This is a genomic window from Microbacterium sp. NPDC055521 (assembly GCF_053619695.1).
Genome location: NZ_JBSHJX010000002.1, coordinates 250,359 through 270,929 on the forward strand (window position 1 = coordinate 250,359; position 20,571 = coordinate 270,929).

Consider the following 20,571-nt stretch of genomic DNA (forward strand, 5'->3'; position numbering starts at 1 on the left):
CACTCTAGTGCGCGCGTGGGGCGCCCACCGCCACCGACGTCCGCGACTGCGCACGGTAGGCGATCAGCGTGATGGCCAGGCCGAGCGCGGCCAGCACCGCACCCACCCATTCCGGTGCGGTGTAGCCGAAGCCGAGCGAGATCGCCGCCCCACCGAGGAAGGCGCCCAGGCTGTTGCCGATGTTCAGCGCCGAGTGGTTCAGCGCCGCGGCGATCGACTGGTTGTCGCCCGCGACATCCATCAGACGGGTCTGGATCGCCGGGCTCAGCACCGACGCCAGCGCGCCGACGAGCATGGCGGTGATGATCAGCAGCACCACCGAGAACGCCAGCACGGCGAGCAGCACGAGCACCGCGGCGAGCGCAGCGAGGCCCCAGATGAGCGTGCCGCGCAGATCGCGGTCGGCCAGACGGCCGCCCGCCAGGTTGCCCACCGTCATGCCCACACCGACCAGCACCAAGGTCACGGGCACGACCCACTGCGGAGCACCGGCGACCTCGGTGACCAGCGGGGCGATGTAGCTGTACATCGCGAAGAACCCGCCGAAGCCGATCGCCCCCATGCCGAGCGTGAGCCAGATCTGCGGTACCCGGAACACGCCCAGCTCGGATCTCAGGGTGCGGCCGGGGTCCCCCGGATGCGGTGGCACGAAGAGGGCGATGCACACCGCCGCGACGGCGAACACCGCGGTGACGACGAGGAAGGCCGTGCGCCACCCCCACTGCTGCCCCAGGTAGGTGCCCAGCGGCACGCCGACGACGTTGGCGACGGTCAGGCCGGTCAGGATGAACGCGACGCCCTGCGCGCGCTTGCCAGGGCCGAGCACGTCGGCCGCCACGAGAGCGCCGATGCCGAAGTACGCGCCGTGCGGCAGCCCGGCGAGCAGTCTCGACGCGCCGACCAGCCCGAAGCCCGGCAGCACCACGGTGAGCGCGTTGCCGAGGGTGAGCGCGATCGCGAGCGCCAGCAGCACACGATGCCGCGGGAAGCGCGCCACCGCACCGGCGATGGTGGGCGCGCCGATCACGACGCCGAGCGCGTACAGCGAGATGAGCAGCCCGCTCTGGCCGATCGCCTGCTCGCTGCTCACCGCCCACACGTCTGGCAGCAGGTCCTGGGCGATCTCGGGCAGCAGGCCCATGATGACGAATTCCGTCATGCCGATGCCGAAGCTGCCGATGGCGAGGGAGAGGAGCGCCCTCATCGCCGCCCCCCTCGAAGGATTCGAGGGAGTCACCCGCTCATGCTACCGCCCTGCGGGGTCACTGCCGGCCGGTCGCGTCACCGTCGGCGGAAGCGTCGATGGCCTTCTCGAGACGCTCGATCTTGGCATCCAGCTCGCCGCTGTAGCCGGGGCGGATGTCGGCCTTGAGCACGAGCGAGACGCGCGACCCGAACGGCATGACCGCCTCGGTGGCCTTCTTGACCACATCCATGACCGAGTCCCAGTCGGGCCCCTCGATCTCGGTGAACATGCTGGTGGTGCGGTGCGCGAGGCCCGACTCGCGCACCACCGTCACGGCGGCCGCGACGGCGTCGTGCACCGAATCACCTGAGCGGCCGTCACCGGATGGGGCGACTGAGAATGCGACGAGCATGGTTCCTCCTGTTTTCGTGGTCGATCTGTTTCGTGGTCGATCTGTTTCGTCGTCGATCGTCAGCGACGCGATGCGGGAGTGCGCAGCACGGCACGCACGGCGACGACGAGCGTCACCACGAGCATCGCATTGCGCACGGTCAGCAGCAGCACGGGCAGCGGCTGGGCGGCGAGCAGCCCGTCGTAGGTGAGCGGGTAGACGCAGAACGTCAGGGGGAACAGCAGCAGCACGAGAGCGACCGGCGTGTGCGCGCGGGCGCGGTCGAAGACGATCCACAGCATCGCGGGAACGATGAGCCAGGTGGTGAACTGCGGCGATCCGACCCGGTTCGTGACGATCAGTGCGGCGATGAGCGCGAGGGCGAGCGGTGGCAGCAGGCGCGTCCAGGCGGCACCCCGCCGTGCGCGCAGAACCCCGAGCACGACGATCCCGCCCACGACGATAACCATCGCCGGTGTCGTCGCCGCAGCGACCGCGGCGGCCCCCGGCGCCTCGATCTGGAAGGTGAGCATGTCGAAGCTGTACTCGATCTTCGCGTCGCCGCGGACCGCTGCCCAGAGGAAGGGCGTCGCGGCGACCGCCTCGATCTGCAGACCCCGGCCGTTCTGGGCGGTGATGAATCCGAAGAGCCGCTCACCAGAGCCCAGCGCGAGCAGCGCGGCGGCGGTCGCGGCAGACACCGCGGCGGCGGTCACCGCGAGCTGCACACCGCGCCGGCCGGCCGCGATCGCGGCGACCAGCAGCGCGCCGGGCCAGATCTTGATCCACGCGCCGACGGCGAGCGCCGCCGCTCCCACGCGCGGATGGCGGGCCAGCCACAGCCCGCCGGCCAGAGCGAGCGGCACCGTGATCGCGTCGATCCGGTACATCGCGATCGGACCGAGCAGCGGCAGCGCGGCGATCCAGAACCACGCCGCCGACCGGCGGTGCGGCCCCCGGCCCCGCAGCAGCACGGCGAGCCCGAGCGCGTCGCACGCGGTGACCAGCAGCGCCCAGCCCACCAGGTACGCCCCCGGGGCGCCGAGCGCCGTCGTGAACGGCAGTGCCAGCGCGTGAGCGGCCAGCATCGGCAGCAGGGCGAGCTGCGGATACACCCAGCTCTCGGTGATCCCCACGATCGCCTCGCCAGTGAGCGCCGCCCGCGCCCACGGCTGGTAGACGAGCACGACGTCTCCCATCGGCTGGCTCGGCAGCAGCCACCCGGCCGCCGCGACCACCGCATGCACGATCAGGAACGCTGTCCATACCACCCACGGCCGGGAGATCACCCTCGGCGCCCCGGCGTCATGACAGCAGCTCGCCGATGGCGCCCGGCAGCGCTTCGGCGACGTCGAGCGCGACGATCGGATGCCCGGCAGGCCGCACCTGTGCCGACGACGCCCCCGCGACTCCGGATGCCCGCGCCGCGGCGTGTCCGTGCAGCCAGACGGCCGCTGCGGCCGATTCCGCCAGAGAACGGCTCGGGTCGGCGGCGATGAGCGCGCCGATGACCCCGCCCAGCACGTCTCCGGTCCCGGCGGTCGACAGCCAGGCGGGGGCGTTGCCGACCACGATCGGCGCGGCGTCGGGGCCGGCGATCACGGTGCGGGCCCCCTTGAGCAGCACGGTCGCACCGAGCCGCGCTGCGGTCTCGGTGACCCCCGCGACCCGGTCGTCCTCCGCGCGGAGGTCGATCTCCTCGAGCCCGAGCCCGGCGCGCAGCCGCCCGAACTCGCCGGCGTGCGGTGTGAGCACCATCGGCGCGGTGCCGTCTGCGGCGAGATCGAGCGCGCCGGCGTCGACGACGACCGCGGCATCGCCGCCCAGGATCTCCGCGAGCGCCTCACGTTCGTGGGCGTCGCGGTGCTCGGCATCCGTCCCCGACCCGATCACCCACGCGCCCACCCGGGTTCTGCCCGCGTCGGCCCTGGCCACGGTCTCGGGTCGGCGCGCCAGCACGGCGTCTCGCGCGCCGCCGGTGTACAGCACGTACCCCGCGCCGGCTCGCCAGGCCGCCTCCACTCCGAGCACCGCGGCGCCCGGATACGCGGCGGAGCCGGTTCGCAGCGCGACGACGCCGCGCGAGTACTTGTCGTCGTCGGCGGTCGGCACACGCAGCAGCGCACCGGTGTCGGCGCTCGTCCACTCCCGCAGCATGAAGACCACGCTAGCGCGCCCTGCTTCCTCGTCAGGGCGATAGCGTCGAGATGTGACCATCCCCTCGACGCCCCGTCTCTTCACCCCGTTCGCGATCCGCTCGCTCACCGTCCCGAACAGGCTGTGGGTGTCGCCGATGTGCATGTACAGCGCTGTCGACGGCGTGCCGCAGGACTGGCACCGCACGCACCTGGCGCAGTTCGCGTCCGGCGGCGCCGGGCTGATCCTCGCCGAGGCGACCGGTGTGGTTCCCGAGGGGCGCATCTCACCGCGCGACACCGGCATCTGGAACGACGAGCAGCGGGATGTCTGGGCCCGCATCGTCGACGATGTCCACGCGCGCGGGGGGCTGATCGGCATCCAGCTCGCCCACGCCGGGCGGATGGCCTCGACCTGGTGGCCGTGGGCCGACCAACGCGGCACGGTGCCCGCCGCCGAGGGCGGCTGGCCGACCGTCGCCCCCTCCGCGATCGCGTTCGAGGGGTACGCGGCTCCGTCGGCTCTCGACGCGGCCGGCATCGAGCGGGTCGTCGCGGCCTTCGCCGACGCCGCCCGGCGGGCCCTGGATGCCGGGTTCGACGTGATCGAGGTGCATGGCGCGCACGGCTACCTGCTGCACGAGTTCCTCTCGCCGCTGGCGAACGTGCGCGACGACGAGTACGGCGGGCCGCTCGAGAACCGCGCGCGGCTGCTGCTGCGCATCGTGCGGCGGGTGCGCGAGGTCGCCGGCATCGCGACGCCGGTCTTCGTGCGGCTCTCGGCCACCGACTACGCCGAGGGCGGGTTCACTCCCGACGAGGCCGCGCAGGTCGCCCGGTGGGCGGTGGACGCCGGGGCCGACCTCGTCGACGTCTCGAGCGGCGGCATCGTCGCCCGGCCCCGGATCGAGTACCGTCCCGGTTTCCAGGTGCCGTTCGCAGAGACCGTCCGCGCCGGCGGCCTCGTGCCCACCGCAGCAGTCGGGCTGATCACGACGGGCGCACAGGCCGAGCAGATCCTCGCTACAGGCGCTGCCGACGCGATCTTCGCAGGACGCGAATGGCTGCGCGACCCGCACTTCGGCCTGCGCGCTGCACACGAGCTGGGCGCCGAGGTGCCCTGGCCGTCGCAGTATCTGCGAGCGCGCTGGCGCTGACGCACGCGCACGAAGGCCCGGCGGACGGATACCGCCGGGCCTTCGTGCGTCACGCGCGTGTCAGCGTCCGTGACCGCGGCGAGTCGCGTCCTGCACCTCGCCGACGAGCTCCTCCAGGATGTCCTCGAGGAAGAGCACGGCAGTGGTCTCGCCCGAGCGGTCGCGCACCTTGGCGAGGTGCCGGCCCGTGCGACGCATCGAGGCGAGCGCATCCTCGAGGTCGGTCTCCTCCTGCACCGGCAGCATGTGGTGGATGCGCTTGGACGGCAGCGGCTGGGAGATCCGCCCGTCGGGCTCGGGGCCCTCGGATGCACGCAGCACATCCTTCAGGTGCACGTAGCCGATCGGCGACTGCTCGTCGTCGACGATCACGTAGCGCGAGAATCCGTAGCGTGCGACCGCGCGCTCGACGTCGTCGGGCGTGGCCGTCTCCGGCAGGGTGATCAGGTCGGCGAGCGGCACGGCGATGTCGCGTGCCTTCTTGTCGGTGAACTCCACCGCCGCGGCCACGGCACCCGATGAGTCGGTCAGCACGCCCTCGCGCCGCGAGCGGTCGACGATCGTCGCGACCTCCTCGAGCGTGAACGTCGACGCCGCCTCGTTCTTCGGCTCGACGCCGAACAGGCGCAGCACGCTGTTCGCAATGCCGTTCAGCGCCCAGATGACGTGCCGGAACACCCTCGACACCCAGACCAGCGGGGGTGCGAGCACGAGCACGGCCCGATCGGGGATCGAGAACGCGAGGTTCTTCGGCACCATCTCTCCGAACACGACATGCAGGAACGACACGAGCGCGAGCGTGATCACGAACCCGCTCACCGATATCACCGCGGGATCCCAGCCGAGGGCGTGCATCGGCACCTCGAGGAGGTGGTGGATGGCCGGCTCGGAGACGTTCAGGATCAGCAGCGAGCAGATGGTGATGCCCAGCTGCGAGGTCGCGAGCATGAGCGTGGCGTGCTCCATCGCGTACAGGGCGGTCCTGGCCGCACGGGATCCGCGTTCGGCGAGCGGCTCGATCTGCGAACGGCGTGCGGAGATGACGGCGAACTCCGCGCCGACGAAGAAGGCGTTCGCGGCGAGCAGCACGACGAGCCAGACGAGTCCTGCCCAGTCGCTCATCGCTCATCCTCCGTCGCGTCGGCCGCCGGGTCGGCGGTGTACCGGATGCGGTCGATGCGCCGACCGTCCATGCGCGCGACGCGCAGCACGCCGGTGTCGATCCTCACCTCGTCGTCGATGACGGGAACCCGCTCGAGCAGGCTCATCATGTAGCCCGCCACCGTGTCGTAGACCTCGCCCTCGGGCACCTCGATCCCTGTGCGCGAGAGCAGCTCGTCGGGGCGCAGCTCGCCGGGGAACGTGATCGAGTCGGGCCGGCGCACGATGCCCGCCTTGGAACGGTCGTGCTCGTCCGACACCTCGCCGACGATCTCCTCGATGAGGTCTTCGAGCGTCACGATCCCGGCGGTGCCGCCGTACTCGTCGACCACGACGGCCATCTGGTAGCCCTTCGTGCGCAGCTCGGCCACCAGAACGTCCAGGTGCACCGTCTCGGGCACGCGCAGCGGCTCGGTGCTCAGCGCGCCGACCGGGACGTCGGCCCGCTTCTCACGCGGCACCGACACGGCGGCCTTCACGTGCACGACGCCGGTGATGTCGTCGAGGTCGTCGTCATACACCGGGAAGCGGCTGTGACCGGTGCGCCTGGCGAGCTGGATCACATCGTCCGCCGAGTCGCCGACCGAGATCGCGTGCATGCTCGGTCGCGGGGTCATGATGTCGTCGGCGGTGAGACGCGCGAAGTTCAGGCTCCGATCGAGCAGCGTCGCCGTGTCCTTCTCGAGTACGCCCTGGCTCGCGGAACGGCGCACCAGGGAGGAGAGCTCCTCGGCGCTGCGCGAGCCCGAGAGCTCCTCCTTCGGCTCGATGCCCATGCTGCGCAGCACGGCGTTGGCGCTGCCGTTGAGCAGCACGATGGCGGGCTTGAAGACGGCGGTGAACCCTGTCTGGAACGGGATCACCACCTTCGCCGTGGCCCGCGGCAGCGCGAGCGCGAAGTTCTTCGGCACGAGCTCGCCCAGGATCATCGAGAGGAAGGTGGCGATGAGCATCGCCACCGTCACCGAGATGGCCGTCGCCGCGGCATCCGGCGTGCCCCAGGCCTCGAGAAGCGGCGCGAGCAGCTTCGAGATCGCCGGCTCCATCGTGTATCCGGTCAGAAGGGTCGTCAGTGTGATGCCGAGCTGCGCCGACGACAGATGCGTGGAGGTGATCTTCAGCGCGCGGATCGTCAGGCCCAGCCGGGATTCACCCCGGGCCTGGCGGGCTTCGAGGTCTGCACGGTCGAGATTGACCAGAGCGAACTCGCTGGCGACGAAGAGTCCCGTCCCCACGATGAGCAGCAGCCCCACGCCCAGCAGCAGGAATTCCATCAGCTGCGTCCCTCGACATCCTCGCGGAGCGGGCAGTGGGGCGATGTACTGCAAGAAGGAGGGTCGTCCATAGTGCGCACGATCTTACAGAATGCTGCTGTGCTCTCGTCGGGCGAAACGGCCGTGGTCGCAGACGTTTCGGAATCCGTTTGGCGTTAGGCTTGATGACTGTTACGCAAGTGCGACCCGGGCGCTGCAGTCAGCGTCAGGTGGCACGTGAGCTTCAGCGACGAAAGAGGGCGATAGAGCGTGTCGAACCAGGTGACCGGCGTCGGTGGCGACGGGGGGTTCGGAGCCAACTCCTGGCTCGTGGATGAGCTCTACGAGCAGTTCCAGAAGGACCGCAACTCGGTCGACAAGGAGTGGTGGCCGATCCTCGAGCAGTACACGCCGGATACCGTGGATCAGCCGGCCAGCGGTGCGTCGGCGACGTCGGCGGAACCCGCGCACCCTGTCACCGCGCCCATTCCCGTGATCGGCGCGCAGCCGGTGGCCCGCACGACCGCCAAGCCCGCCAAGCAGGCGCCGATCCCCGCGCAGGCACCCAAGCGCGAGGCGAAGGACGAAGCGCCCGCCGAGCAGGAGCGGGTCACGCCGCTGCGCGGCATGCCGAAGACCCTCGCAGCCAACATGGATCAGTCGCTGACGGTGCCGACCGCGACGAGCGTGCGCACCATCCCCGCGAAGCTGATGATCGACAACCGCATCGTCATCAACAACCACATGGCACGCACGCGCGGCGGCAAGGTCAGCTTCACCCACCTCATCGGCTGGGCGCTGATCCGCACGCTCAAGGACTTCCCGAGCCAGAACGTGTTCTATGCCGAGGTCGACGGCAAGCCGTCAGTCGTCGCGCCGGCGCACGTCAACCTGGGCATCGCCGTCGACGTCCCGAAGCCCGACGGCACGCGCGCCCTGCTCGTTCCGAGCATCAAGCGCGCTGACACCATGACCTTCGGCGAGTACCTCTCGGCGTACGAGGACATCATCGCCCGGGCGCGCGCGAACAAGCTCACCGCGGCCGACTTCGCCGGCACCACGGTCTCGCTGACCAACCCCGGCGGCATCGGGACCGTGCACTCCGTGCCCCGTCTGATGAAGGGCCAGGGCTGCATCATCGGCGCGGGCGCCCTCGACTACCCGGCCGAGTTCCAGGGCTCGAGCCCGCGCACGCTCACCGAGCTGGGCATCGGCAAGACCATCACGCTCACCAGCACCTACGACCACCGCGTGATCCAGGGCGCCGGATCGGGCGAGTTCCTCAAGAAGGTGCACGAGCTGCTGATCGGCGAGCGCAGCTTCTACGAGGACATCTTCGCCTCGCTGCGCATCCCGTACCAGCCGATCCGCTGGAACGCCGACATCGCGGTGGACCTCGCCGAGCGCGTCGACAAGCAGTCACGCGTGCAGGAGCTCATCAACTCGTACCGGGTGCGCGGGCACCTGATGGCGGACATCGACCCGCTCGAGTACGTGCAGCGCTCGCACCCCGACCTCGAGATCGAGAGCCACGGGCTCACCTTCTGGGATCTCGACCGGGAGTTCGTGACCGGCGGGTTCGGCGGACGCCGCGTGATGAAGCTGCGCGACATCCTCGGCGTGCTGCGCGACTCGTACTGCCGTACCCTCGGCATCGAGTACATGCACATCCAGGACCCCGAGCAGCGCCGGTGGTTCCAGGAGAAGCTCGAGGTCAAGTACGTCAAGCCCAACCACGACGAGCAGCTGCGCGTACTGCGCAAGCTCAACGAGGCGGAGGCGTTCGAGACGTTCCTGCAGACGAAGTTCGTCGGGCAGAAGCGCTTCTCGCTCGAGGGCGGCGAGTCGCTCATCCCGCTGCTCGACGAGGTGCTGCAGGGCGCGGCGAACGCGGGCCTGGACGGCGCGGCGATCGGCATGGCGCACCGCGGTCGCCTCAACGTGCTGACCAACATCGCCGGCAAGACCTACGGTCAGGTGTTCCGCGAGTTCGAGGGGTCGCTGACCCCCGGCAACCAGCGCGGGTCGGGTGATGTCAAGTACCACCTCGGCACCGAGGGGACGTTCGTCGCCGAGGACGGCGCCGAGCTGCCCGTCTACCTCGCCGCCAACCCGTCGCACCTCGAGACCGTCGACGGCGTGCTCGAGGGCATCGTGCGTGCCAAGCAGGACCGCAAGCCGATCGGCACCTTCGCCTGGCTGCCGATCCTCGTGCACGGCGACGCGGCCTTCGCCGGTCAGGGCGTGGTGGTCGAGACCCTGCAGATGTCGCAGCTGCGCGGATATCGCACCGGCGGCACCGTGCACGTCGTCGTCAACAACCAGGTGGGCTTCACGACGCTGCCGACGGACTCGCGCACGTCGGTGTACGCCACCGACGTGGCGAAGACCGTCCAGGCGCCGGTGTTCCATGTGAACGGCGACGACCCCGAGTCGGTCATCCACGTCGCGCGGCTGGCGTTCGAGTACCGCGAGCGCTTCCACCGCGATGTCGTCATCGACCTGGTCTGCTACCGACGCCGCGGTCACAACGAGGGTGATGACCCCTCGATGACCCAGCCGCTGATGACCGATCTGATCGAGGCGAAGCGCTCGGTGCGCAAGCTGTACACCGATGGCCTGGTCGGCCGCGGCGACATCACTGAAGAGGAGTACGAGCAGGCCAAGGCCGACTTCCAGAACCGTCTGGAGATCGCCTTCGCCGAGACGCACGCGGCCGAGACCGGCGCGACCCCGATCGCGCCGGAGCTCAACCAGGTCGACGACCAGATCGGCGCCCCGGAGGTCACGGGCGTACCGCTCGAGGTGGTCCACCTCATCGGAGACGCCCACGCGAACAAGCCCGACGGCTTCACCGTGCACTCGAAGCTGCAGCAGCAGCTCGACAAGCGCGTGAAGATGAGCCGCGAGGGCGGCATCGACTGGGGCTTCGGCGAATTGCTCGCCTTCGGCTCGCTGCTGGTCGAGGGCACCCCCGTGCGCCTGGCCGGCCAGGACTCGCGCCGCGGCACGTTCGTGCAGCGTCACGCGGTGCTGCACGACCGCGCGAACGGCCAGGAATGGCTGCCGCTGGCGAACCTCTCCGAGAACCAGGGCCGCTTCTTCGTGTACGACTCGCTGCTCAGCGAGTACGCGGCCGTCGGCTTCGAATACGGCTACTCGGTCGAGAACACCGAGGCGCTGGTGCTGTGGGAGGCGCAGTTCGGCGACTTCGCCAACACCGCCCAGGCCGTCATCGACGAGTATGTGTCCTCCGCCGAGCAGAAGTGGGGCCAGCACTCCGGTGTGGTGCTGCTGCTGCCGCACGGCTACGAGGGCCAGGGGCCCGATCACTCCTCGGCACGCATCGAGCGCTTCCTGCAGCTGTGCGCGCAGGACAACATGCTCGTCGCGCGTCCGTCGACGCCCGCGTCGTACTTCCACCTGCTGCGACGTCAGGCCTACGCCCGCCCGCGCAAGCCGCTGATCGTCTTCACCCCGAAGGCGATGCTGCGTCTGCGCGGCGCGACCAGCCCGGTCGAGGAGTTCACCCAGGGTCGGTTCGAGCCGGTCATCGACGACGACCGCGGTCTCGACCGCGGCGCCGTGAAGCGCGTGCTCGTGCACTCCGGAAAGATCCACTGGGATCTGCGCAGCGAGCTCGAGAAGAACCCGAACCCCGAGATCGCGCTGGTGCGGATGGAGCAGCTGTACCCCACGCCGATCGACGAGTTGAAGGCGATCACCGACTCGTACCCGAACGCCGAGCTGGTGTGGGTGCAGGACGAGCCCGAGAACCAGGGCGCCTGGCCGTTCCTCGCGCTGGAGTTCGCCGCGGTGCCCGGCCCGCGGCAGTTCCACGCGGTGACGCGTCCGGCTGCGGCGTCGCCGGCGACCGGCTCGTCGAAGGTGCACGCGGCTGAGCAGGTCGCTCTGCTGAAGACCGCGCTGACGCTCGACTGACGCTCGAGCGGATGCGAAAGGCCGCCGCCCTCCTCGGAGGGCGGCGGCCTTTCGCGCGAGCGTCGCGAGGTCGGTACCGGATGCCGGTCGGCACCGGGTGCCGAGTCAGTACCAGATGCCGAGGACGGGCGACGGGGTGGTCAGGAAGGCGCGGGAGAGCGCGCTCACCGCATCGGCATCACCGTGGAGGCGCCCGGCTGCGGCGAGCTGCGCGGCCGGAACTCCCCCGGCATAGATCGCCGACAGCTCGACGACACCGAGTGCCACGTCCGGGGAGTCGGAGGTCGCTGTGATCCGGCAGTGGCCGCCCGCGTCGACGGTGACCCGCCAATCGCCGGCAGCGAACCCGAGCGGGTCGTCGACGCGGAGCACGATGTCGAGCGGTGCGCTGTAGGTGCGCGCGCTGAGGGCCGCGTCGACGTCGAGCACCCGCAGCCAGCCGTGGTCGTGCACCTCGGCCGTGACCGCACGCTGGTCCGAGACCAGCCAGGGCAGCGGGTCATCGACGGGCCGCAGGTCGATGCGGGCCCTGGCGACCAGATCGTGCTGCACGACGAACCGCCAGATCTCGCGCAGCGCCTCGTCGGAGGTCGTGATGATGGAGCGGATGCGCATCTCCGAGCGGAACACCCCCGGAAGCTCGGCCAGCGTGTACGCCATGGCACCCTGCACGGCGCCGTCCGCGTCGGTGAACCGCACGCCGCGGACGGCCGCGGCCTCCTTGTCGCCCTCGGCCAGGCCTGCCATGCGCTGCCACCGGCCGCGCCATCCGGCGACCTGCCCGGAACGCCGTGCCCGGGATGCCTCGTGCAGACGTTCGAGATCGGTGGCGAGGGTCTGCTTGTCGGCGTACACGAGACGCCCTGTCGATGGCACGGCGCCGTCGCGCCAGCCGGCGCGCGCCGTGTCGACGGTGAATCGCATCACCGGCACCGCGGGGCCGAAGCCGTACCGGCCGTAGATCGTGGCCTCGGATGCCGTGAGACCGGCCACCGCGACGCCGGCGCCTGCGGCGGCCCGCAGCTCACCTTCGAGCAGATTGCGCGCGATGCCGCGGCGACGGTGGGTCCCGGCGACCGTGACCGAGCTGATCGCCCACATGTCGACCTGGCCGCCGGGCAGGCTCAGCGGAGTCACCCAGCTGTTGACCGTCGCGATCGGCCAGTTGCCGGCCGCGGGATCGTAGACGCCGATGTTGCGTCGTGCGCACATGGTCTCACGCATCTGGGCCAGCTCGGCGTCGGTGGGATCCTCATCGAGGAACCCGCGCGAGTCCGCGCGGAGGAACCCCTCCGCGTCGGCGTCGACCGCCATGTCGGCGATGCGGTAGTCCAGGCCTTTCTCGCGCAGGCGGCGCTGCGAGTCCGGGTCGACGGAGATGATGGTCTCTTCCGGTTCGGTCATCCACCCAGCCTACGGGGAGGCCGCGCGACCGATCTCGCCGTCGTCAGTGCGCCGTCAGTGGGTCGCCTGAGCGGCGCGCAGCCGGGCGAGCACCTGGTCCCTCAGCTCTTCGGGGGCGGTCTCCTTGCAGGCGCGTGCCACGACCTCGGTGAGGGTCTTCGCCACCAGGGCCTCGTCCTTGCACGCTTCGCAGTTCTCGAGATGCTCGCGGATCTCGGTGTGCCCGGTGCGGCAGACCTCGTTGCGGAGGTACTCCTCCAGGTCCCGGCGCGCCTTCTCGCAGCCGCAGTCGCTCATTTCCTGCTCCTCGGTTCGGCCGCGCGGATTCCCCGTTCAGCGGCGTAGTCGGCCAGCAGCTCGCGGAGCATGCGCCTGCCACGGTGCAGGCGGCTCATCACGGTGCCGATGGGGGTCTTCATGATGTCGGCGATCTCCTGGTACGAGAATCCTTCGACGTCGGCGAGGTAGACCGCGAGACGGAAATCCTCGGGCACCTGCTGCAGGGCATCCTTCACGACGGATGCCGGCATCCGGTCGATCGCCTCCGCCTCGGCGGAGCGACCGTGCGAGGCGGTCGTCGATTCGGCGCCGCCGAGCTGCCAGTCCTCGAGCTCGTCGATCGTGCCCTGGAACGGCTCGCGCTGACGCTTGCGGTAGATGTTGATGTACGTGTTCGTGAGGATGCGGTACAGCCACGCCTTCAGGTTCGTTCCCTGCGTGAAGCTGGACCACGCGGCGAACGCCTTCACGAACGTCTCCTGCACGAGATCGGCGGCATCGGCCGGGTTGCGCGTCATGCGCATGGCCGCGGCGTAGAGCTGATCCATGAAGGGGATCGCCTGCTCCTCGAAGTCGCGTCGAGGATCGCGGGAAGCTGTCTCGTCCATCACCGGCCAGTCTAGGCGCGAGAGGGCATCGTCATCGTGGACGTCGAAGCGGTCGAGCAGGGTGTTCGCCGTCATGTGTCTTCTCCGCTCCGTCTGTCGCAGGCTTCACTAGGCTTAGAACCGATGAGCACTGAACGGTATTCCCTTGCACCCGCGCGCGGCCGGTACGTCGCACCGGTCGCCGAGCACGCCGTGCACGCGTCCGTCACGGTCCCCGGCTCGAAATCGCTCACCAACCGCGAGCTGGTGATCGCCGCGATCGCCGACGGTCCGGGCCGGTTGATCCGACCCCTGCACTCGGACGACTCCCGTCGCATGGTCGACGCGCTGCGTCAGCTGGGGGTGGGCATCGAGGAGGAGCCGTCCGACGGCGAGTTCGGCCCTGATCTGCTCATCACCCCAGCCCGCCTGCGTGGCGGGGTGACCGTCGACTGCGGCCAGGCCGGCACGGTGATGCGCTTCATCGCCCCGCTGGCGGGCCTCGCCGACGACGAGATCCACCTGACCGCCCACGAGAGCGCCCTGCACCGCCCGATGGGCGCGCTGATCACCGGGCTGCGCGACCTGGGCGTCGACATCGACGACGAGGGCACCTGGTCGCTGCCGTTCACCGTGCGCGGGCACGGACGCATCCGCGGGGGCCGCGTCGAGATCGACGCCTCGGGTTCCAGCCAATTCGTCTCGGGGCTGCTTCTCGCCGCCCCGCGGTTCGACGTCGGACTGCATCTCGTGCACACCGGCGAGCGGCTGCCCAGCCTGCCGCACATCGACATGACCATCGAGTCGCTCAGCCGACGAGGCATCCGCATCGAACGTCCCGCCGCAGGCGAGTGGCTGGTCGAGGCGGGCGTCCCGCGGGCGAAGGACGTGGCGATCGAACCCGACCTGTCCAACGCGGCGCCGTTCCTGGCCGCGGCGCTGGTGACCGGCGGAGAGGTCACGATCGCCGGCTGGCCGCTGCACTCGACCCAGCCCGGGGCCCTGCTGCCCGACATCCTGCACGCGCTGGGCGCGCACACCAGCCGGCACGGCGGTGCGCTCACGGTGCGCGCGGGCGACGGCATCCGCGGTCTCGACCTCGACCTGTCGGCGGCGAGCGAGCTGACCCCGACCATCGCGGGTCTGGCCGCCTTCGCCGACGGTCCGACCGTCATCCGCGGGGTCGGGCACATCCGCACCCACGAGACCGACCGCATCGCGGCGCTGGTGAACAACCTGCGCGCGCTCGGCGGCGACGCCGAAGAGCTGCCCGACGGCCTTCGCATCGCCCCGCGCCCGCTGCACGGCGGCGTCTGGCCGGCGCATCACGATCACCGGATGGCGACCACCGGCGCCCTCATCGGGCTGCGCGTTCCGGGGGTCGAGATCGACGACATCGGCACCACGGCCAAGACCCTTCCGGAGTTCACCCAGCTGTGGGAGCGCATGCTGACGGGCGCCATCGCGTGAGCTGGCTCGGCGACGACGACGACCTCGATGATGTCGAGGACTTCGACGAGAGCCGCATCCGCACCCGGCCCAATCCGAAGGCGAACCGTCCGCGCACGAAGCGCCGCCCCGCCCACGACGACGCCGAGATCGGGCGCATCCTCGGGGTCGACCGCGGCCGGTACAGCGTGCTGCTCGGTGAAGACACGGGCGAGGAGCGCACGATCACCGCGGCCAGAGCCAGAGAGCTGCGGCGCACGCCGATCGTGACCGGTGATCGCGCGCGCGTCGTGGGAGACCGCTCCGGCGACGAGGGCACCCTCGGCCGCATCGTCGGCATCGTCGAGCGCACCTCGCTGCTGCGGCGCAGCGCCGACGACACGGACCAGGTCGAGCGGGTCATCGTCGCGAACGCCGACCAGATGCTGGTGGTCGTGGCGGCGGCGGATCCCGAGCCGCGCGCCCGCCTCGTGGATCGCTACCTCGTGGCAGCGCTGGATGCCGGCATCCGCCCGCTGCTCGTCGTGACGAAGACCGATCTCGCCGACCCCGCCGGTTTCCTCTCCCACTTCGACGGTCTGGATCTGACGGTGTTCACGAGCGCCCGCGGGCACATGCCCCTCGACGAGATCGGCGCGGCCCTCGTGGGCCACTCCACCGTTTTCGTCGGGCACTCCGGCGTGGGCAAGTCGACGCTGGTGAACGCACTGGTCCCCGAGGCGCACCGCGCGACGGGCCATGTCAACGAGGTGACCGGCCGCGGCCGGCACACGTCGTCATCGACCGTGTCGCTGCGCTACGTCGGTGCGGCCGGCAGCGGCTGGGTCATCGACACCCCCGGAGTCCGCTCGTTCGGGCTCGGGCACGTCGATCCCGCCAACATCCTCACCGCGTACACCGAGCTCGCGGAGATCGCTCGGGCCTGCCCGCGCGGATGCACGCATCTCGCCGACGCCGAGGACTGCGCCCTGAATGAGGCCGCAGCCGCCGGCGAGCTGAGCGAGACCGGGAAGGCCCGGCTCGAATCGCTGCAGCGGCTGCTGACCACCTTCGCCGGATAGGCTGGTCGGGTGACGACACGCCTGGAACCCGGTACGCCCGCCCCCGACTTCACCCTGCTCGATCAGGACGGCGCGGCCGTCTCGCTGGCCGATCTGCGCGGCCGGAAGGTCATCCTGTACTTCTATCCGGCGGCCATGACTCCCGGCTGCACGACGCAGGCGTGCGACTTCCGCGACAGCATCGCGTCACTGCAGGCCGCGGGGTACACGGTCGTCGGCGTCTCCCGTGACGAGCCCGAGAAGCTGAAGACCTTCCGCGAGCGCGACGGGCTCACCTTCACCCTGCTCAGCGACCCGGACCACGCGGTGCACGCGACCTACGGCGTGTGGGGCGAGAAGATGAACTACGGCAAGGTCATCGAGGGCGTCATCCGCTCGACCTTCGTCATCGACGAGCAGGGCACGATCACCGCGGCGCAGTACAACGTGAAGGCGACGGGTCACGTCGCCCGACTGCGCAAGGCGCTCGGGGTCGACGCCTGAGCCTCCGACGCTGCTCAGTCGTCAGCCGCGGTCGCGCGGCGTCAGCCGCTGTCACGCGGCGTCAGCCGCGGTCGTGCGGCTCGTCGCCCGGGCGCAGGCGCGGATCCGATGCGCCGTCGCGGCGCGTGGCGCTGATCAGCAGCACCAGTCCGATCAGCGCCGTTCCGCCGACTCCGAGCGTGAAAAGCCACACCTTCGGCTCGAGGCTGAGCGATGCCAGCCCGAGGGCGACACCGAGGACCTGGAACAGCACTCCCCCGGACCGTGCCCATGAGGCGCGCCGCAGCGTGCCCCACGAGAAGGCGCCGAGGGCCACGGCGGCGACCAGCGTGAGCACGATGAGCGCGATGCCGCCCATGCTCGAGGATGTGTCGCCCGCACCCAGCGCCAGCAGTTCGATGACGCAGACGATCCCCAGGGCGACGCCCTCCAGGGCGAGCACGATGGCGGCGGCGGTGGTCGGGCCGGAGGTGCGCACGAAGGTCCTTTCAGGAGCGTAGAAAAACCTTGATTTCGGATTGTTTCTGTAACACAATGGAACAAGCCATGTGCTCCCACATCGGAGTGGGGCGGGTATCGCCCGCATCACCAGGGTAGCCGACCCCGATCCGCTTACCCGATCTGCGCGCCGCACGAACGGCGCCCCACACCGAAACACCTATCTCTGAGGAGCCCCCCGTATGGACTGGCGCGATAAAGCAGCCTGCCTGACCGTCGACCCCGAGCTGTTCTTCCCCGTCGGGAACACCGGGCCAGCGGTCGACCAGATCGAAAAGGCCAAGGCCGTGTGCGCCACCTGCACCGTGACAGAGATCTGCCTGCAGTACGCCCTCGAATCCGGTCAGGACTCGGGCGTCTGGGGCGGTCTCTCCGAAGACGAGCGCCGCGCACTCAAGCGCCGTGCCGCTCGCGCCCGCCGCGCCGGCTGACCAGCCGCTCGACTCACTCCGCTCGCCTGCCGAGCACGCGATCCGCTAAGCGCCGGTCATCCTCCCGGATGACCGGCGCTTCGCTGCGACGTGGGGCAGCGGAGATCGAGGGTCAGACGGAGATCCAGCGCATCGGGATCTCGATGATCACCTGGGTGCCCTCACCCTCGGCACCCTTCCACTCGATGCTGCCGCTGAGCTCGCCTTGGATGAGCGTGCGCACGATCTGCGTGCCCAGTCCCTGGCCCACCCGTCCCTCGGGCAGGCCGTGTCCGGTGTCGGCCACGGTCACGCGCAGCAGCTCGGATGTGCGGCTCGCCTCGATGCGCACGATTCCCTCCTGACCTGCCAGGCCGTGCTCGACGGCATTGGTCACCACCTCGGTGAGTGCGAGGGCGAGCGGGGTCGCGTATTCGCTCGGGAGCACACCGAAGCGTCCTTCGAGCTGCGTGCGCGCGCGGGTGTTGGGCGCGGACGCCACCTCAGCCACGAGCTTCAGCACCCGGTCGAACACCTCGTCGAAATCGACCGTCTGCGAAAGGCCGCTGGCGAGGGTGTCGTGCACGACGGCGATCGACTCGACGCGCCGCATCGCCTGCGTGAGCGCCTCCCGCGCCTCGTCGGAATGCGTTCGACGCGCCTGGATGCGCAGCAGCGAGGCAACGGTCTGCAGGTTGTTCTTCACGCGGTGGTGGATCTCGCGGATCGTCGCGTCCTTGGTGATCAGCTCCTGCTCCTGATGCCGCAGCTCCGACACGTCGCGACACAGCACGATGGCCCCGATCCGGTTGCCGTGGTCCTTGAGCGGAATGGCTCGCAGAGACACGGTGACGCCGCGCGCCTCCATGTCGGTGCGCCAGGGGGCGCGTCCGGTGACGACGACCGGCAGCGACTCGTCGACCTGCCGCGACGGCGGGACGAGCCGCGTGGTGACCTCCGCGAGCGCCTCCCCCTCGAGCTCGTCGTCGAAGCCCATCCGGTTGAAGGCGGACAGCGCGTTCGGACTCGCGAAGGTCGTGATGCCGTCGACGTCGAGGCGGATCAGTCCGTCGGAGGCGCGCGGAGCTCCGCGACGCGGCGCGGTGGGAGCGGCCAGGTCGGGGAACTCGCCTGAGGCGATCATGTGGAACAGATCGTTGGCGCATTCGTCGAAGCTGATCTGCTGGCGCGACGGCATCCGCACCTCGCCGAGGTTGGTGTGCCGGGTCAGGACGCCGATGATCTGGCCCTCGTCCTTCCCTTCCCGGCGACGGATCGGCACGGCACGCACCCGGGTCGGGGTCTCCTCGAACCAGTCCGGCGAAGACGAGTCGACGATCGCACCGGACTCGAACGCCGCCTGCACCTGCGTGCGCCACTGCGGGCGGACCTTCTCGCCGACGAGATCACGGTAGAACAGGGTGGCCGCGCCGCTCGGTCGCGAATGGGTGACCGCGACGAACGAGCCGTCGGAGGTCTCGATCCAGATCACCATGTCGGCCGAGGCGAGATCCGCCAGCAGCTGGCCGTCACCGGCCAGGCGATGCAGCCATTCGACATCGGCATCGGTGAGGAGACCCTGGGCGTGGACGAGGTCGCTGAGTGTTGACACGGATTCAGCCTACTGGCGCGCCGCGCCCCCTTCAGAGGATGGCGAGGGAGCTGGCGCGCCAGCGTCCGTCGAAACCCTCCAGCCGGATCGCGACCGCACGCGTGCGCCCTGGCCCCGCCACCACCACGACCGCTTCGACGACGTTGTCGACCGGTGCGCTCTCGCGGATGGAGAGGATCTGGAAGCTGGGGCGCGTTGGAGCCTGGTTGCGGGCGCTGCGAGCGCGCGCCGACAGGTTCGCCCGGGTGACCAGGGCGCGGAACGCGTCTTCGCTGAACCAGCGCGCGAGCTGGTCCACCTCACGGACACCGGCGAGCACCTCCAGCGCGCCCTGGGTCAGACTGCGCAGCAGCGGCACGGGATCAGGAAGCTCGGCCGCCGAGGTCGGCTGCGGAGCGAAGTACTCGTTCAACGTCGTCTTCATTCCCCGATACCCCCCGGCTCGTGGTGCTGCTCATCTTCGTAGCGAACCCCACGAAAATAACACACGGGATCCGAACGGCCGAGGGTGATCGTGCCCGGCTGTGGAGAACCCGCATCGTCCCGAACGGTTCTGCTCTACTGTCGACAGTGTGGAATGGGAGCATCTCTTCGACGACCTGGAGGGTCAGCTCGCGGCCGAGTGGGAGGCGGAGCGCGCGGCGCTGGATGCCGAGTCCGAGCGGCTGCGGATCTCGAAGCTGACGCTGCACGACCGGCTGCGGACGATGACCGCGATCGAAGGCAGGATGGTGCTGGAACTGGCCGGCGGTGAGCGATGGGATGCCTTGCTGCGCGTCGTCGGCGCCGATTGGGTGGGGGTGAGCGCGGGCGGCGACTCTCGGATGCGGATCGCCCCGCTGGAGGCCATCGAATCGCTCGCGGTCGACCACGGCGCGCTGCTCGGCAGCCTGTCCGCCGACGCACCGGACGGTGGCCTGCGCGGACGGATGACGCTCGGGTTCGTCCTGCGCGACCTTGCACGGCGGCGCATTCCCGTGACGGTCGGCAGACGCTCCGGTGACCCTCAGCACGGCACCATCGACCGCGCGGGTGCGGATCACCTCGATCTGGCACTGCACGATCCGCACGAGCCGCGGCGCGTGCGCTCGGTGCACGGATTCCGCAGCATCCCGTTCACCACGCTGAGCTGGGTGCGCGTGGAAGACGCCTCGGACGTCGTCTGATCGCGCGGAAGGCGGCGGCTGCGCGCGGGTCAGTCTCGCCGCAGCGGCGCCGTCCCCCACACCTCGGGGAAGCTGGCCTCGTTCGACTGCCGCCACAGCGCCATCCGACGTGCCTCCTCGGACTGCGCGTCGAGGTACTCCGCAAGACTGGTGTGCTCCACCCGCCACCGCGGCGGCGAACCAACCTGGGAGCCGCGCAGCCGACCCGCGTGCACGAGGTCGATGACTTCGTCGACCTCGATGCTGAGAAGCTCTGCCACCTGCGCGGGCGCGAGGAAGCGCGGAGCCTCTCGGGATGCTTCGGACATGCACTCATTCTCCCCCGCCGTGGCATGAAAGCCCTCAGCGACCGGCCGCTGTGGATAACTTCGGCGGCGATCATCGGACTTCTGTGACG

At 70.2% G+C, this 20,571-nt stretch carries 20 protein-coding genes; 7 read left to right on the forward strand and 13 right to left on the reverse strand.

Annotated features, from left to right (window positions below):
• Window positions 1-4: 4 nt before the first annotated feature.
• From ACWGSM_RS03075 to ACWGSM_RS03090, 4 genes are read right to left on the reverse strand one after another with little or no spacing between them, the layout of a single operon-like run.
• Window positions 5-1,204: an MFS transporter gene (locus ACWGSM_RS03075; RefSeq protein WP_452321497.1), complete on the reverse strand. Its 1,200-nt coding sequence runs from the start codon at window positions 1,202-1,204 to the stop codon at window positions 5-7.
• 58 nt (window positions 1,205-1,262) lie between these two features.
• Window positions 1,263-1,598: a thiamine-binding protein gene (locus ACWGSM_RS03080; protein ID WP_452321498.1), complete on the reverse strand. Its 336-nt coding sequence runs from the start codon at window positions 1,596-1,598 to the stop codon at window positions 1,263-1,265.
• Window positions 1,599-1,657: 59 nt separating this feature from the next.
• A complete protein-coding gene (locus ACWGSM_RS03085; protein WP_452321499.1) occupies window positions 1,658-2,848 on the reverse strand; it encodes a hypothetical protein in 1,191 nt (396 codons plus the stop codon).
• Window positions 2,849-2,882: 34 nt separating this feature from the next.
• Entirely contained in the window at window positions 2,883-3,734 is an 852-nt protein-coding gene (locus ACWGSM_RS03090) for an ADP-dependent NAD(P)H-hydrate dehydratase (protein ID WP_452321500.1), read from the reverse strand.
• Window positions 3,735-3,786: 52 nt separating this feature from the next.
• On the opposite strand from ACWGSM_RS03090, the gene ACWGSM_RS03095 reads away from it, so the two are divergent.
• The gene (locus tag ACWGSM_RS03095; RefSeq protein ID WP_452321501.1) at window positions 3,787-4,869 is read left to right on the forward strand and encodes an NADH:flavin oxidoreductase/NADH oxidase; all 1,083 of its coding nucleotides are present in this window, start codon (window positions 3,787-3,789) and stop codon (window positions 4,867-4,869) included.
• 60 nt (window positions 4,870-4,929) lie between these two features.
• Here the strand turns inward: ACWGSM_RS03095 and ACWGSM_RS03100 are convergent, their stop codons facing one another.
• Both ACWGSM_RS03100 and ACWGSM_RS03105 read right to left on the reverse strand, forming a co-directional pair.
• Window positions 4,930-5,991 carry a hemolysin family protein gene (locus ACWGSM_RS03100; protein ID WP_452321502.1) on the reverse strand — a complete coding sequence of 354 codons (1,062 nt, stop codon included), beginning with the start codon at window positions 5,989-5,991 and terminating at the stop codon, window positions 4,930-4,932.
• Entirely contained in the window at window positions 5,988-7,304 is a 1,317-nt protein-coding gene (locus tag ACWGSM_RS03105; protein WP_452321503.1) for a hemolysin family protein, read from the reverse strand. Before ACWGSM_RS03105 ends, ACWGSM_RS03100 begins: the two co-directional genes overlap by 4 nt.
• A 249-nt stretch (window positions 7,305-7,553) precedes the next feature.
• Here ACWGSM_RS03105 and ACWGSM_RS03110 point away from each other — a divergent pair, with 249 nt between their 5' ends.
• The gene (locus ACWGSM_RS03110; RefSeq protein ID WP_452321504.1) at window positions 7,554-11,225 is read left to right on the forward strand and encodes a multifunctional oxoglutarate decarboxylase/oxoglutarate dehydrogenase thiamine pyrophosphate-binding subunit/dihydrolipoyllysine-residue succinyltransferase subunit; all 3,672 of its coding nucleotides are present in this window, start codon (window positions 7,554-7,556) and stop codon (window positions 11,223-11,225) included.
• A 105-nt stretch (window positions 11,226-11,330) separates the two neighbouring features.
• Here the strand turns inward: ACWGSM_RS03110 and ACWGSM_RS03115 are convergent, their stop codons facing one another.
• Genes ACWGSM_RS03115 through ACWGSM_RS03125 form a run of 3 tightly spaced genes read right to left on the reverse strand, consistent with a single transcriptional unit; the run spans window position 11,331 to window position 13,516 of the window.
• Window positions 11,331-12,629 (reverse strand): GNAT family N-acetyltransferase, encoded by a 1,299-nt coding sequence (locus tag ACWGSM_RS03115; protein WP_452321505.1) that lies wholly within the window; start codon window positions 12,627-12,629, stop codon window positions 11,331-11,333.
• Between the two features lie 54 nt (window positions 12,630-12,683).
• Window positions 12,684-12,926: a zf-HC2 domain-containing protein gene (locus ACWGSM_RS03120; RefSeq protein ID WP_313356534.1), complete on the reverse strand. Its 243-nt coding sequence runs from the start codon at window positions 12,924-12,926 to the stop codon at window positions 12,684-12,686.
• Window positions 12,923-13,516, reverse strand: a complete 594-nt coding sequence (locus ACWGSM_RS03125; RefSeq protein WP_452321590.1) for a sigma-70 family RNA polymerase sigma factor — start codon at window positions 13,514-13,516, stop codon at window positions 12,923-12,925. The genes ACWGSM_RS03120 and ACWGSM_RS03125 overlap by 4 nt, the downstream gene beginning before the upstream one ends.
• A gap of 123 nt (window positions 13,517-13,639) precedes the next feature.
• Here ACWGSM_RS03125 and aroA point away from each other — a divergent pair, with 123 nt between their 5' ends.
• From aroA to bcp, 3 genes are read left to right on the forward strand one after another with little or no spacing between them, the layout of a single operon-like run.
• Window positions 13,640-14,965 carry a 3-phosphoshikimate 1-carboxyvinyltransferase gene (aroA, locus tag ACWGSM_RS03130; protein WP_452321506.1) on the forward strand — a complete coding sequence of 442 codons (1,326 nt, stop codon included), beginning with the start codon at window positions 13,640-13,642 and terminating at the stop codon, window positions 14,963-14,965.
• Complete coding sequence (rsgA, locus tag ACWGSM_RS03135; protein WP_452321507.1) at window positions 14,962-16,005, forward strand: ribosome small subunit-dependent GTPase A; 1,044 nt, start codon at window positions 14,962-14,964, stop codon at window positions 16,003-16,005. The genes aroA and rsgA overlap by 4 nt, the downstream gene beginning before the upstream one ends.
• 9 nt (window positions 16,006-16,014) lie before the next feature.
• On the forward strand, window positions 16,015-16,488 hold the full coding sequence (gene bcp / locus ACWGSM_RS03140; RefSeq protein WP_452321508.1) for a thioredoxin-dependent thiol peroxidase: 474 nt from the start codon (window positions 16,015-16,017) through the stop codon (window positions 16,486-16,488).
• Window positions 16,489-16,549: 61 nt separating this feature from the next.
• Here bcp and ACWGSM_RS03145 read toward each other — a convergent pair whose 3' ends face one another.
• Entirely contained in the window at window positions 16,550-16,966 is a 417-nt protein-coding gene (locus ACWGSM_RS03145; RefSeq protein ID WP_452321509.1) for a hypothetical protein, read from the reverse strand.
• Between the two features lie 202 nt (window positions 16,967-17,168).
• Between ACWGSM_RS03145 and ACWGSM_RS03150 the strand changes: the two genes are divergently transcribed.
• Window positions 17,169-17,417 carry a WhiB family transcriptional regulator gene (locus ACWGSM_RS03150; RefSeq protein WP_071641453.1) on the forward strand — a complete coding sequence of 83 codons (249 nt, stop codon included), beginning with the start codon at window positions 17,169-17,171 and terminating at the stop codon, window positions 17,415-17,417.
• A 112-nt stretch (window positions 17,418-17,529) separates the two neighbouring features.
• Here ACWGSM_RS03150 and ACWGSM_RS03155 read toward each other — a convergent pair whose 3' ends face one another.
• Both ACWGSM_RS03155 and ACWGSM_RS03160 read right to left on the reverse strand, forming a co-directional pair.
• On the reverse strand, window positions 17,530-19,008 hold the full coding sequence (locus ACWGSM_RS03155; RefSeq protein WP_452321510.1) for a sensor histidine kinase: 1,479 nt from the start codon (window positions 19,006-19,008) through the stop codon (window positions 17,530-17,532).
• A gap of 31 nt (window positions 19,009-19,039) precedes the next feature.
• Window positions 19,040-19,432 (reverse strand): Rv3235 family protein, encoded by a 393-nt coding sequence (locus ACWGSM_RS03160; RefSeq protein WP_452321511.1) that lies wholly within the window; start codon window positions 19,430-19,432, stop codon window positions 19,040-19,042.
• Window positions 19,433-19,580: 148 nt separating this feature from the next.
• Between ACWGSM_RS03160 and ACWGSM_RS03165 the strand changes: the two genes are divergently transcribed.
• Window positions 19,581-20,174, forward strand: a complete 594-nt coding sequence (locus ACWGSM_RS03165; RefSeq protein ID WP_452321512.1) for a hypothetical protein — start codon at window positions 19,581-19,583, stop codon at window positions 20,172-20,174.
• A 29-nt stretch (window positions 20,175-20,203) separates the two neighbouring features.
• Here the strand turns inward: ACWGSM_RS03165 and ACWGSM_RS03170 are convergent, their stop codons facing one another.
• Window positions 20,204-20,482, reverse strand: coding sequence for a helix-turn-helix domain-containing protein (locus ACWGSM_RS03170; RefSeq protein WP_452321513.1), 279 nt, complete (start codon window positions 20,480-20,482; stop codon window positions 20,204-20,206).
• Window positions 20,483-20,571 lie beyond the last annotated feature (89 nt).